This window comes from Shewanella subflava (genome assembly GCF_025971955.1).
In the GTDB taxonomy this organism is placed as follows: domain Bacteria; phylum Pseudomonadota; class Gammaproteobacteria; order Enterobacterales; family Shewanellaceae; genus Shewanella; species Shewanella subflava.
The window spans coordinates 109,719-124,200 of the sequence record NZ_JAPDMX010000012.1 but is presented as its reverse complement, the minus strand read 5'-3'; the positions used below and the strand labels follow the sequence as shown (position 1 = coordinate 124,200).

At 43.4% G+C, this 14,482-nt stretch carries 9 protein-coding genes; 7 read left to right on the top strand and 2 right to left on the bottom strand.

Translation table 11 applies throughout. The features are described 5' to 3' along the window. Positions 1 to 340 precede the first annotated feature (340 nt). The 6 genes from OHT75_RS06630 (at position 341) to OHT75_RS06605 (ending at position 9,113) form a co-directional block, all read left to right on the top strand. Positions 341 to 2,062: a cyanophycinase gene (locus OHT75_RS06630; protein WP_264725705.1), complete on the top strand. Its 1,722-nt coding sequence runs from the start codon at positions 341 to 343 to the stop codon at positions 2,060 to 2,062. 79 nt (positions 2,063 to 2,141) lie between these two features. Next, positions 2,142 to 2,882, top strand: coding sequence for a PepSY domain-containing protein (locus tag OHT75_RS06625; RefSeq protein WP_264725704.1), 741 nt, complete (start codon positions 2,142 to 2,144; stop codon positions 2,880 to 2,882). Beyond that, positions 2,882 to 3,634 carry a PepSY domain-containing protein gene (locus OHT75_RS06620; protein WP_264725703.1) on the top strand — a complete coding sequence of 251 codons (753 nt, stop codon included), beginning with the start codon at positions 2,882 to 2,884 and terminating at the stop codon, positions 3,632 to 3,634. Before OHT75_RS06625 ends, OHT75_RS06620 begins: the two co-directional genes overlap by 1 nt. A gap of 260 nt (positions 3,635 to 3,894) precedes the next feature. Continuing rightward, positions 3,895 to 4,329, top strand: coding sequence for a hypothetical protein (locus OHT75_RS06615; protein WP_264725702.1), 435 nt, complete (start codon positions 3,895 to 3,897; stop codon positions 4,327 to 4,329). A 92-nt stretch (positions 4,330 to 4,421) separates the two neighbouring features. Beyond that, on the top strand, positions 4,422 to 5,966 hold the full coding sequence (locus tag OHT75_RS06610; protein WP_264725701.1) for an efflux RND transporter periplasmic adaptor subunit: 1,545 nt from the start codon (positions 4,422 to 4,424) through the stop codon (positions 5,964 to 5,966). 12 nt (positions 5,967 to 5,978) lie between these two features. Next, positions 5,979 to 9,113 (top strand): efflux RND transporter permease subunit, encoded by a 3,135-nt coding sequence (locus tag OHT75_RS06605; protein WP_264725700.1) that lies wholly within the window; start codon positions 5,979 to 5,981, stop codon positions 9,111 to 9,113. A gap of 81 nt (positions 9,114 to 9,194) precedes the next feature. On the opposite strand, the gene OHT75_RS06600 is transcribed toward OHT75_RS06605, so the two are convergent. Beyond that, positions 9,195 to 10,178, bottom strand: coding sequence for a TerC family protein (locus tag OHT75_RS06600; protein ID WP_264725699.1), 984 nt, complete (start codon positions 10,176 to 10,178; stop codon positions 9,195 to 9,197). 426 nt (positions 10,179 to 10,604) lie between these two features. Here OHT75_RS06600 and OHT75_RS06595 point away from each other — a divergent pair, with 426 nt between their 5' ends. Further along, positions 10,605 to 13,073, top strand: coding sequence for an alpha/beta hydrolase family protein (locus tag OHT75_RS06595; protein ID WP_264725698.1), 2,469 nt, complete (start codon positions 10,605 to 10,607; stop codon positions 13,071 to 13,073). A gap of 377 nt (positions 13,074 to 13,450) precedes the next feature. On the opposite strand, the gene OHT75_RS06590 is transcribed toward OHT75_RS06595, so the two are convergent. Next, positions 13,451 to 14,368 (bottom strand): LysR family transcriptional regulator, encoded by a 918-nt coding sequence (locus OHT75_RS06590; RefSeq protein WP_264725697.1) that lies wholly within the window; start codon positions 14,366 to 14,368, stop codon positions 13,451 to 13,453. Between the last annotated feature and the right edge of the window lie 114 nt (positions 14,369 to 14,482).

The window sequence follows — 14,482 nt, the reverse complement described above, 5'->3', positions numbered from 1 at the left end:
TCCCGATAAATCTCTAATTGTAATTTTTAGACGTCGCTACACTGCGCGTGAGTCAATACGCTTGGCATTAATAAATGTTTGCAGGTAGTACAACGTCAATCAAATGATTGAGAGGGGAGTAAGACGGCTAGACAAAACTCCACCAAACACTAACGTGTTCAGTAGGTTATTCGTCCCACCATTCAGACAGATACCAATTACGAAAGTGGTATCTTTGGAAAAGAGTTGCAGAAAATATCATGTTATAAAAAACAATCTTTTGTTGTTGATATGTTAAGAGGCTATCCGTAATATGATGTTTGAGTCAATACATGGCAGACACTTTTTTTTGAGTGCAACCATGAAAATTATTTCTAAAATTAAATTATTTATATTTTTTAGTGCCTTAGCTTTTATCTCGATACAGCAATTGTTGTTTGTTGATAATGTCAGGGCTGAACAAGGCGTTTTATCAAAACCGGCAAGCCCATTATCGCCAGGTTTTGATTTAATGTTGGTCGGGGGAGGCTTAAAAACCTGCAGTTCATTGTCATCAAACTCCTGCACTGAAGGTGTCACTTTTTCACCAAATGCCAAATTATCAATTCAATATCATTTCAGCCTTGATTGGCTTGAGCGAGCACTTAATCATTTTAGCTTGCAAACATTATCTTTAAATCAAACTAACAATCTTCGCAAAGCCAGTCTAAAAGCAGCAAAAAGCAGCGTTAATTTAAATCAGTTAAAGGACGCTGTTTATCAGGTTGATAAGCATTTATTGGATGAGTTAACTGATCAGCAATACTATGCGTTACTCGATTTGTTAGAACAAGAACAACACTCTACTGATGGTAGCCCCTTGCAAGAACAGGTCATGCTTGATGCCACAACCAAGCCTTATGGACCGGCTATTTATCGACTATTTACCTTACAGGCTTTACTAAAAAAACAGCAAAGAAATCCTGATGCGACACGCCCATTAATTGGCATTGTAACCGCTTCAGCCCGAGATCCATTTGAGTCCATTTCTTTCTACAGCAGTGCGTTTGAACAAGCTGGCGCTGATGTTATTTGGTTGCCCTTAGATGCGGCTTTGCAAGCTGGTATACATCATAATCAATGCGACAAATTGCCATTGCTTCGTCAGCAACTGCAAGGAAATACTGATAAAGCGAGGCTTTATCTTGAACACACACAATTACAACAACGTCTGTGTGAGTCACCCGATAATTTCTATCAGCAGCTTGAACATATTGATGGCTTATTTTTAAATGGTGGCGATCAAAGTTTAACCTTATCGGCATGGTTAACGCCGGATAAAAAACCATCTAAAGCGTTAGTGTTGATTAAAAATCGCTTGGCCAATAAGCAGATAGTGATTGGCGGCACCAGTGCGGGAACGGCTGTGATGACAGCGGTAAATATGATCACTGGCGGCACCAGCGAAGGCGCTATGCAACATGGTGTGTTTAGTGCAAAACCGCCAAGTGAGCGATGTGAAATCAATCACTGTGATGGGAAAACACCTGCTACAGCTGTGACCTATCGTGCCGAAGGTGGCTTGGGGTTCTTTCCTTTTGGTATTATGGATACCCATTTTTCTGAGCGCGCACGCCAAATTAGATTGTTAATGTTAACAGCATCAACCGAGAGTGAAATGGGGTTTGGGGTGGATGAAAATACCGCACTGCTAGTTAATCTTGCTGATAAACATCTATCGGTTATTGGTGAACATGGTGTGTGGGTTATCGAGCAAACTCAAGCGAGTAAAGATAATCGTGGCAAAATAAATTTCAGCGGAGTATCGCATTATTTAACCTCAGGTAGCCAAGCTGATATTGATGATAGCCATTGGCGATTGATGAATTTTGAATTAGCTAATCAAGCTGTTTCAGTTAATATGGCTGCCAATTCATCAGGGGATCAGCAATGGATTGGGCAAGCTTGCCGTGACGGACGATTATCGAACAAACTTATCGATGACTTTAAGCTTGTGGTTCACCCGAGTTCATTAGCGGGATGCCAGCAAGTGCTAAAAGGACAGCTGGGCTATCAAGGTGTTAAGCTGTTGTTACAGCAATAATATTATTAGAATCGAGTACCTAGCTAAGATGGTTCAAGTCACCCTATAACAGCGTTTTAGCTTAAATACAGAGAGCGTTATGCATAAAACCGCAAGAAAACTCCATCAATGGTTGATGTTATTTTTAGGACTGCAATTTGCAATCTGGTCGGTCACCGGCGCTTATATGGTGTATATGGATATTGATTTTATCCATGGCGATGATTTGGTGACTGACCCGCAAGCTAAAGTGCAGCCCGCCCAAATGCATTATTCCCTGCAACAGTTAACGCACGCTTACCCCAAGATTAACAATATCAGTGTTGATACCTTGCTAGGTGAAACCGTTTATAGGCTGACACTAGCAGAGAGTGAGTCTCCTAATAAAGTGGTTATTAGTGCCCAAAGTGGCCAAGTGTTAACACCATTATCAGAATTAACAGCCGTGTCGATTGCGCAATCCTTTTATACGGGTAACGGCGAGGTTGCCGAGGTGACGCTGATTACCGACAATCCGCCTTTTGAGTTAAACCCACGCCATTTGCCAGCATGGCGCATTAATTTTGATGATTTTGGCGCACCTTCGCTTTATGTATCGGCACAAACTGGCATCTTAGTGGGCAAGCGCCATGAGTTTTGGCGTTGGTTTGATTGGATGTTTAGGTTTCATATTATGGACTACAGCAGCGGTGAAGATATTGATAATGCGTTATTGTTTTGGGTGGCATTATTAGCCAGTTTTGGCGCATTGACGGGCATGGTGTTAGTGTATTTTAGGGTGTTCAAAGGCCTGTTTATGCGTCGTAAAAAAAGCCGCGCCCAAGGGGTAGGAGTCGCCTAATGCGTTGGATTAGAAAATGGCACAAATGGGTGTCGGTCATTGTGGGGATTCAGGTTGTTTTATGGTTAGTTAGCGGCTTGTATTTCAATTTGATGGATCACACCAAAGCGGCAGGGTTAACCTATTTTAGTCAGAGTAAGGTATCTAACCCACTTGATGCGACGATGTGGGTAGAGCCTAAAGCGGTACTTGAACAGCATCGTGATAGTGTGGCACTGGACACAGTATTTTTATTGGGCAAACCGTTTTATTTACTTAGCCATCAACAAGGCTTGTATGCACATTCTTATCATCAATATACCTTAGTCGATGGCTATAGCGGAGAGGTGGTCACTCTTGATGCCAAGTGGATTTCAAAGTTAGCTCAAGCGTCATATACAGGTGGCGGGAAGGTCGCGAAACTCACTTTACTTACGCCACCCATTAGTGCTTTTCCCAAACAGCAAAATCCCACATGGCAGGTTAATTTTGCTGACGATATCGGTACCGAGGTATATGTTGAGGCACAATCTGGGCGCATAGTGGGCCACAGTGATGAGCATAAAAAATTAGCCGATATCTTTTTTATGCTGCATTTTATGGATTACAATAACCAAGGCAGTTTCAATAATGTGCCTATGATGTTGATGGCTTTTTTCAGTTTGTGGTTAACCATGACCGGATGTTATTGGTGTATTGATTTACTCCGCAAGGGTAAATTAAGCCGTAAACGACGTAATCGGTTAAAAACTTCAGCGATAAAATGGTCATAGTTTTGCTAAATTAGGCATTTATCACACTGCAGCCACAATAAAAACGTTATCATCAGCATGAGTTTAGCGTTATGCTATTGCTGTTTCGATTGGCTTGTTTGCTATAAGCACTAGCAATTGAAGTTGTTTTAGATTGAAAGCGTTTGATGATTTACACGGTCAACTCTATTGGTTGACATTTATCAGCCTATTTTGAATAAACGCCAATTATCACTGGCAGCAAGATTTATTCAGTCTGGCATTATGGGATTTTGAGTGCGATGCAAAAAACACTGAAAAACTACTGGCTAATTACACTCACTTTGTTCGCACTTGTCGGACAAGGTTTGTTAGCTAATGGTAGTTCTATGGTGCCAATGGATCATCAATCGTCCCATATGATGACGCAAGTATTGAGTAACAGCTCAGATGTGCCTATGACCCCAATGCTGCATGCTTCAGCAATGACAGATTGCCATGGCAATATGGTATCTGATCCACAATTGCAGCAAGTAGATAACAGCAATAGCTGTTGTAATGGATTAGGCGGTTGCAGTATCGATTGCAATCACTGCTTAACGATTACCTTTACCGCTGACTTAAGTGATATTCAGTTAGATATTGCCAACGCCCCAGCTCATCCTGCGCCACTTACCGCGACGGTGAACAGTTTCTCTGTTGACTTTCCTCCTGCATTTAGACCTCCAATCGCATAAATAAATGTTGCTGCTGTTGAATAAACGGCAATATTTTATGGTGTTTTTAACGAGTCTTAGCACGTTTTTGTGTTAAACCGTTCGAGGTTTATATGAAAAATTCTGTTTTAAAAAATTATGCTTTTCAGTGCGTAGCATTAACGCTTTGTTTTTTGGTCTCCACAAGTTTATTGGTGTCACCAGTGGTGTTAGCTACAGATCATGATCACAGTGAACATCCAGTTGATACGTTATCGGAGTCTGCAACCTATATTTGTCCTATGCACCCTGAGGTGACCAGCGATAAAGCGGGCCGCTGCCTTAAGTGCAATATGTTTTTAGTGGTTAAAGAAGAAGAGGAAGAAGCGGGTTCAAGTAAGGATACTGAAGGTGATCATTCTGGGCATGCTCATGCGGCGATGAAGAGTACGGCAACCCAATCATCTTCAGCTAGCCAAGCTGACAAGGTGTTCAGCCAGCCCCTAAATAACATACTGCCAGCTAAAAGCGCGCAGGCGGCCTCTAATATTAAATACGTATGTCCCATGCATCCCCATGTGGTCTCAGATGCCCCTGGGACTTGCCCAATTTGTGGCATGAATTTAGAAAAAGTCACCTTGGGTGATGTGGGTGAGGAAGTGGTTGTTGGGGTTTCTGGAGGCATGCAGCAAGCTTTAGGCATGCGCAGTGAAACCGTGACCGAGGGCACGCTGTGGAAGCTAGTCAAAACCATAGGCACAGTTGAATACAATGAAAATGCCATAGGTCATGTGCATACGCGCGTGACGGGATGGATAGAAACCCTCAAGGTACATACAGTGGGTCAGCAAGTTAAAAAAGGCCAATTATTGTATGAGTTATATTCACCTGAACTGATCAATGCTCAAGATGATTACATGCAAGCCAGAGATTACCTTAAACAGGATAAAAATCGTGGGGCGGTATTATTGAAAAAAGCCCGTCAGCGACTTGAATTGCTGGGGGTGAGTGCGGCCTCAATACAACAATTAGAACAGACTGGCGAAACCTTATATCGAGTACCATTTTATGCCGAGCAAGATGGCTTAATTAGCCAGCTTACGGTTCGTCATGGTATGTACGTACAACCCGGTGATACTTTGTTTGAAATCGTTGATTTAAGTAGTGTTTGGGTGATTGCCGATGTATTTGAAAATGAGCAAAGCTGGTTGCAACAAGGGCGGCCAGTAGAGGTCACTTCAGCGGCGCAAGGGCTATTTGATATTGAATCTAACATAGATTACATCTACCCAGAGTTAGACCCAGTGACACGGGCAATGCGGGTAAGAATTCGCTTAGATAACCCTAATCAGCAATTAAAACCTGGCACCCTAGTGGATGTAAAACTGTTTGGCGGGCCAAATCGTGGGGTGTTAGCCATTCCAACCGAGGCATTAATTCTTACAGGACGTGAAAACCGTGTCGTGGTGCAACGCAGCGATAACCAGTTTGCATCTGTCCCTGTTAAGGTTGGCATGATTGCCCAGGGAAAAGCTGAAATTACCGAGGGCTTAAAAGCGGGCGATAAAGTGATTGTGTCAGGGCAATTTTTGCTCGATTCAGAAGCTAGTATTCAAGGCAGTTTACAGCGATTAAGTGGTAGCAATAGCGCTGCTGCTGATCCCCATGCAAATCATTAATCGGAGCCCGCTATGTTAGACAAAATAATTAGTGCGTCGATTAAACAGCGCGCCATGGTGCTGTTAATGACCGTGGTGATTGCGTTAATTGGCTATCAAGCCATGCGGATGACGCCGTTAGATGCTTTACCTGATTTATCTGATGTGCAGGTGATTGTAAAAACCTCTTATCCAGGGCAAACGCCACAATTAGTTGAAGACCAAATTACCTACCCCTTGTCGACAGCCATGTTAGCCGTGCCGGGGGCGAAAACCGTGCGCGGCTTTTCGATGTTTGGCGACTCCTATGTGTATATCATTTTTGAAGATGGCACAGATATCTATTGGGCTAGATCACGGGTTTTAGAGTATTTATCGCAAACTCAAGGGCAATTACCCCCCAATGTGACTCCCTCATTAGGGCCAGATGCCTCAGGTGTGGGTTGGGTGTTCCAATACGCCCTTGTTGACCGTAAAGGTAAACATGATTTAGCTCAGCTGCGCTCATTACAAGATTGGTTTTTAAAATTAGAATTGCAAAGTGTCGAGGGAGTATCAGAAATCGCCACCATTGGCGGCATGGAGCAGTCTTACCAAATTATAGTTGACCCTCACAAGTTGGCGCTATATCAAATTGATTTGATGACGGTGAGAAGCGCGTTAGATAATTCTAATAGTTCTACCGGTGGCTCGGTAATTGAAATGGCTGAAGCTGAATATATGATCAGCTCGTCGGGTTATCGTCAAACCTTAGAAGACTTTGCAGAAATCCCCTTAGGCATTGTGGCTGAGTCGGGCACGCCAGTATTAATGAAAGATGTGGCACAACTGCGCACAGGCCCAGCGGCTCGAAGAGGGATTGCCGAGCTTGATGGTCAGGGTGAGGTTGTGGGTGGCATTGTGGTGATGCGTTATGGCGAAAACGCCCTTGCTACCATTAACAACGTTAAGGCCAAACTCGCCGAAATTGAAAACGGTTTACCTGAAGGTGTTGAGTTAGTGATTACCTATGATCGCTCTGAACTCATCTTAAACTCGGTGGATAACCTCAAGCACAAAGTGTTAGAAGAAATGCTGGTGGTCGGCTTTATTTGCTTGATTTTCTTACTGCATGCCCGCTCAACCTTAGTGGCGATCATTTCATTACCCATTTCAATTCTGGCCAGCTTTATCGTCATGAACATGATAGGCGTTAATGCCAATATTATGAGCCTAGGCGGAATTGCGATTGCGATTGGTGCCGTGGTCGATGCCGCGATTGTGATGGTAGAAAACGTCCATAAACATCTTGAGCATTATCGCGATGAGCATGATGGTGCAACACCCACGGGGGAAGCCCATTGGGAGCTTGTACGACAGGCATCCGTTGAAGTGGGGCCAGCGCTATTTTTTAGCTTGTTAATCATTACGCTAAGCTTTGTGCCTGTGTTCGCACTGGAAGCCCAAGAAGGGCGATTATTCCATCCGTTAGCCTATACTAAAACCTTTGCTATGGCCGCATCGGCAATCTTGGCTATCACCTTAATTCCGGTGTTAATGGGTTATCTTGTGCGTGGCAAAATTCCTGCGGAAAAGAAAAACCCGCTCAGTCGCCTATTAATTGCTATGTATGAACCTTTGTTACGCGTGGTACTGCGCTTCCCCAAAATGACCATATTAGTGGCCATTATGGCACTTGGCAGCGCGGTATATCCGATGACAAAAATGGGCAGTGAGTTTATGCCGTCACTCGAAGAGGGCGATTTACTCTACATGCCAACCACTTTGCCCGGTGTCAGCTCAGGTAAGGCGGCAGAAATATTGCAGCAAACCGACAGATTAATCAAAACGGTTCCTGAAGTGAAACGGGTTTTTGGTAAGGTTGGCCGTGCGATTACCGCCACCGACCCTGCGCCACTGACTATGCTGGAAACCACCATTATGCTTAATCCTCGGGATACCTGGCGTGAGGGCATGACACTGGAAGGTATTATCAGTGAGCTGCAAAAAACCGTTAAAGTGCCCGGTATTACCAATGCGTGGGTACAACCAATTAAAACCCGAATTGATATGTTATCGACAGGGGTCAGAACCCCTGTAGGCATAAAAATATCAGGGGCAGATATTAATGAGCTGCAGCGCATCGGCACGGAAATCGAGGCCGTAGTCAGTAAGTTACCGGGCACATCGTCGGCCTTCGCACAGCGCACCAGCGGCGGCCGTTATATTGATATTGACCCCGACCTTAAAAATGCGGCCCGTTACGGCATGACCTTGAAAGACATTCAGGATGTGGTGCAAATGGCCATTGGTGGTATGCAAGTGGGTCAGTCCATTCAAGGGCAAGAGCGGTATCCGATTAATATTCGTTATCCACGCGAGCTTCGTGACAACATTGAAAAGCTGAAAGACTTACCCGTATTAACCAAAACAGGTAAATATTTACCTTTGGGTAATTTAGCTAACATTACCATCAGTGATGGCGCACCTATGTTGGCCAGTGAAAATGGCCGTTTAATCAGTTGGGTATTTATTGATTTACAGGACATTTCAATTGGTGAATACATTAAAATGGCACGCACTGCGCTAGATGAGCAAATTAACTTACCGCCGCGTTACAGCTACACCTTTGCAGGACAATATGAGTATATGCAGCGCGTTGAAGCGAAAATGCAGCTGGTGGTGCCATTGATGTTAATGGTGATCTTCATGTTGTTGATGATGACATTTAGCTCATTTATCCAGGCCTCGGTGATCATGCTTAGTTTACCGTTTTCATTAGTCGGCAGTGCATGGTTGTTATACTTGCTCGACTTTAACTTTTCGGTTGCCGTGTCGGTGGGGATGATAGCCCTAGCCGGTGTTGCGGCAGAATTTGGCGTGGTGATGCAAGTGTATCTTAACAACAGTATTAAAGACCGTCAGGCTGCAGGGCAATATCATCATCGTGCAGATTTAACCGAAGCGTTAATTCATGGTGCGGTAATGCGTATCCGCCCCAAAGCGATGACAGTCGCGACGATTTTCTTTGGATTATTGCCGATTATGTGGGGCAGCGGTACAGGGAATGAAGTGATGCAAAAAATCGCGGCGCCTATGGTTGGTGGTATGGTTACTGCACCGTTGTTATCTTTGTTTGTGATCCCTGCGATATATTTACTGATATACGGCAGAAAAATGGCCAAGTAACTTAAGCCACGAACCGATGAAAAATAAAGCCCTCAATAGTATTGAGGGCTTTTTAGTTTCACATTAGGAAGGTGAGATCATCTAGGTTGGCGATTGATCTCGGGTTTTCCATAATGAGTACAACACGCCTGCCAACAGTAAACCAAAGGTCACCCCTAAAGACAGCGCGGTTGGTATTTTAAAGTCAATTAAACCTGTTTGGTTAAAATACACCAGCCCGACTTTGACACCAATAAATACCAATACCACAGACAAAGCGTATTTTAAGTAATGGAATCGATGCACCATTGCCGCTAGAGCAAAGTACAAGGCACGTAAGCCCAAAATAGCGAAAATATTTGAGGTGTACACAATAAATGGATCTTGGGTTATTGCAAAAATTGCTGGAATACTGTCTACCGCGAACACTAAATCAGCCGTTTCGACTAAAATGAGTGCTAAAAATAATGGTGTCGCCCACCACCCTTTACTCAGCTGGTGGTCTTCACCGCGTACCCAGAATTTTTGTTCATGTAACCCTGGTGTAAAGCGCATCTTGCTTCTTAGCCACTTGTAAAACTTATTGTCCTCTAGGCTGCCGTGCTCGTCATCAGAGAACAGCATTTTAATACCTGTGAAAATAAGGAATAAACCGAACAATACCAATATGCCTTGGTATTTAGCGACTAACACAGCACCAAGACCAATCATGATTGCGCGCAGTACAATAACGCCGAGTATGCCCCAGAATAACACCCTATGCTGGTAAAGACGTGGAATGCCTAAGCTGCTAAAAATTAAGGCAATAACAAACACGTTATCCATTGATAGCGACTTTTCAATTAAGTAACCCGTCAGGTATTCCATACCGGCGGTAGAGCCTTTGTACCACCATAACCACGCCCCAAACAACAAGCCCATCGCAATATAGAATGCCGACAGTTTCAGGCTTTCTGCGACAGAGATTTCATGTTGCTCTTTATGTAATACACCTAAATCAAAGGCTAATAAGCCGATGACAAAAGTAAAAAACATTGCCCATACCCAAACTGGGTACCCAATAAACAACGTTGTAAGCAGTTCCATACATTTCCTTAGATATCGATAATCAGTATGACAAAACACACTAATAAGAGGCCAGTATAGCCATTCAATCATCACTTTTTATACAAGCAATTTATACCGGCGCGTCAGTATAAATTGTGGATTTTAAAATGAGCTTAAGTTAAGGAGTGTTTAAAATGGTTTTTGTAGTTTTAACAGTATTTTATGCTGAATTAACGGTAGTGATTTTTCACTAATGATAAACACATCATTTGTCATTTTGTTGGTACAGATAATTTGGTGTTGCACGGCAAAGATTGACACTCGTTGGTCATGCTATGTTTGGTTTGAGCCCGAAAACAGATGCATTTTTAGGCCATCTTTGTCAAAATGTCACAATTATATGATTTTGCACACCTAATTTATCAATATTTCAGTTCATAAAAATAACTTAAAAAAGGACTTTCCATGAAATCTTTTACGCTGGTTTTAACCAGTTTAGCCCTCGCCGTTGCGGGCATGGCCCATGGCGCCGAAATCGATCTGAATCAGGTACAGCGCCTTGGCCCGGTTAGCCAAAAAAGTGCAGTGGCGTTATCTAAAGGTGCTCATGCCGATGCGTTACGTGCCAATCTAGTTGCAAAGTTAACCCAACCGGATGCCACTCAACCCGTATTGGTTTTCAACCAATCATTAACGTGGCAATCGGCGGTAGAAAAAGCAGAAGGTGAAGGCTGGTTAGCTTACCACCTCCCACTATCAACTCAGCGATTTACTCAGGGGACCCTTAAGATAAAAGGGCTTGAAAATCCACAAGTGTATTTAAATGGGCAGCTCGTCAAATCTGCAGACGAAGTGCCGCTGGTGTTAGCTAATGGTGATTATCAACTGATAGTGTTGGCTGATGGTCAGCAAGCTGATGTGCCTTTTAGTTTGGATTGGCAGGGTAACAATGAGGTTGATGTACTGAGTTTTGCCAAGCAGGATAGCCAACGCGTGTCAGCGCAGCAGTTGTTTGATGCTAAAACCATTAGCAGTATGCAGTTATCGCCTAATGGTAAATACCTACTGCAATCAACCGTTGAATATTCACCTAATGAGGGTGATAAAGCCATTTCAATTATTGAACTACGTGACGTTGCTGATAACCAAGTACTTTACCGCTGGCAAGATAGCCTACCGCAAAGCAGCGCATTTTCATCCGATAGCAAGCAGTTAGCGTTTGTAACTGGCCAGCAAATTGTGTTGTTAGATATCGCCGATTTATCACTAAAAGTGATAGCAGAAAAAGTTGAAAATGTCTCAGGTTTGCAGTGGTATGGCGATGCCTTGTTATTGAGTTGGCAAAAAACCTTTAAAGCGGACGAAAAAGCCACCTCAAAGCGTTATCAGGCACTGGAAGATCGCTGGAGCTATTGGCGTAATAACAGCCAAATATATCAGCTCGATGTGGGTTCGGGCGTCATGAGACAATTAACCGAATCTAAGCAAAGTAGTGAGTTACTCGATAGCGATATCGGTTTAGGTAAGCTGTTATTGACCCGCTCGGAGGTTGACTATGCCGAGCCTGCCCACGGACTATCACAATTAGTTGAATTAGATATTGCCACCTTAACTGAAACGTTGATTGGCGAATACCGTACCTTTGGCAGTGCGTTATATGGTGAGAACGGGATGTTTATTTTAGCGGGTCCAAATTTTATGGATGGCTTAGGTAAACAAGATCCTGCAATAGAAGTGAACGACTATGATGGTCAATTATATTGGCGTGACACCAAAACCGGGCAAATTACCGCGTTAAGTAAAGAGTTTGATCCCGCAATTGCTAGCATGACAGCCGTGGCAGGCAGAGATTTGATTCTATCAGTGATAGAGGCTGATCTTTCGCCCTTATATTTCTTCGATAAAAGCCAAAATAAGTTTACTAAAATCGACACCGGTGTCGAAATGGTAAACAGCTTTGGGATTGCTACCGATCAAGCCTTGCCTACCATCGTTTATGCTGGGACATCGGCAACGGTGCCGCAACAAGCATACGTCATGAATATCAAATCCAATCGTAAACTGATGTTGTTTGATAGCAAAGTGACCAGCTATGCGAACACGCGTTTCGGTAACATGGAAGACTTTGATTTTACCAATAAACAAGGTCAGCTGATTGATGGACGAGTGTATTTACCCGTTGATTATGATGCGACTAAAAAATACCCTGCATTAGTTTATTACTACGGTGGTACTGCACCTGTTGGACGTCATTTTAGCGGGCGCTGGCCATTCAATTTATGGGCGGCACAAGGTTATGTGGTCTATGTATTACAGCCAAATGGAACAACGGGATATGGACAAGCGTTCAGTGGCCGCCATGTGAATGCCTGGGGTAAGCACAGTGCGGATGACATTATTGAGGGAACTCAAGCATTCTTACAGGCTTACCCTGCCGTTGACCCTAAAAAAGTGGGTAATATGGGCGCCTCCTATGGCGGCTTTATGACCATGTATTTAGCGACCCAAACCGATATTTTTGCCGCGTCTATGTCCCATGCTGGTATCAGTAACTTGTCTTCATATTGGGGACATGGCTGGTGGGGCTATGGTTATTCAGGTGTAGCCAGTCGTGGCAGTTTTCCATGGAATAACCGTGAGCTATACGTAGATCAAAGCCCGCTATACCATGCAGACAAAATTACTACGCCGCTTTTACTTATCCACGGTGATGCCGATACCAACGTGCCTGTTGGCGAAAGTCATTACATGTATACCGCGCTTAAGTTATTAAACAAAGACGTCGAATTAGTCGAATTTGCCGGTCAAGATCACCATATAAATGCACGTAAAGTGCGTTTTGACTGGTGGGATACCACAATAGCATGGTTTGATTTACAGTTAAAAGGTGAACCAGAGTGGTGGAATAGCCTTTATCCTGAGACTAAAAAATAGCTTGATTAAATCACCTATTTATCACATTTAGCCCGAGTTTGGGCGAGATAAAACAAGCCTCGCAATGCGAGGTTTGTTGTTTTCAGCCCCTAAACCACCTACTTCAGTAGGGGGTATCATCAATTAGGCTTTGCCTGAAGTACGTTCAATAGCTGATTAACTCAAGTGATACGTGAGCTTTGCTAATGGTGCGGTACAAGCTTCTAAATCAGGGATGATTGAGTCGAGCAAATAGGGATATATTTACGGCGTCTTGTTAATGCACGGCAGGCAAGCGCCCTTTGAGGGCGTGATATCAAAGCCACCTTTTTTAGAAGGTGGATCTTTTGCTGATATTCAACCGTCAGATGAGCCGTTTGTCGCTAATTGATTAACCATCATTGCGATAGACCAATATGATTCTGGTAAATTTCACTGATGGTGTCGCGTAACCATTTATGCGCAGGATTGTTTCGCTGCCGTCGATGCCAAATTAATGATAATTGAACGGGTTTAATGTTAACTGGCATGTCGATAATTTGAATATTAAACGCCTGCTGGTATTTATGGGCTAATGATTTACTGCAGGCGCCAATGCAATCGCTTTGCGCTACTAAAGAAATTAACGAAAGCAACGAGTTACACTCTGCCACCACTTTGCGGGTGGACAGATTATTCTCTGCATAAAAATCCACAATCGAGGTATTTGCGCGGGTGAGGTTGAGCTTAATGTGCTGCTCAGAAAAAAATTGCTCTGCATTAACATTGCCGTTAATGCGCGGATGATTATGGCGGCAAATCAATACAATTTTATCCGTAGCAAGGGGTTGGTAAATTAAGGTGTTATCGCGGCTATCGGTAATATCAATCGCCAAATCGGCTTGCTGGGAAAATAGCGCCTCATTGATTTGTGTCTCATTGGTATTTTGATCTTTAAAGGTGATGAGCGGATTGCCTAGCGTTTGCAAATGCAAAGTATGGGGTAACAGTTGATCGGTAATGGACTCGAAGGCAAGCACAGTGAATTGCCGCTTAGAACGTTTGCTATCAAATTCCTTAGTGTCTTCGACTAGTCCTTCTAACACTTCAAGCGAAGGCTGCAGTTGCTCCATGAGTTGATGCGCATAGAGGGTAGCGATAATGCCGCGGCCATGACGAATAAATAAGTCATGGCCACATATCAGTGATAAACGTTTTATCGATCCACTGACCGCCGCTTGAGTTACCCCAAGTTGCTCAGCCGCGAGGGTGATCGACTGGTGATGGTATACCTGCGAAAACACACTATAGAGATTTAAATCTATCTTGTTTGGCATAAGTACTCACTATAACAGCGGATGTTAATTCATAAGTATAACTTAATAGTTAACCATAGTTACCTTTGTTTATCTAAATTGTTAACAGTTTATGATGAATGCAATTAAGTCAGC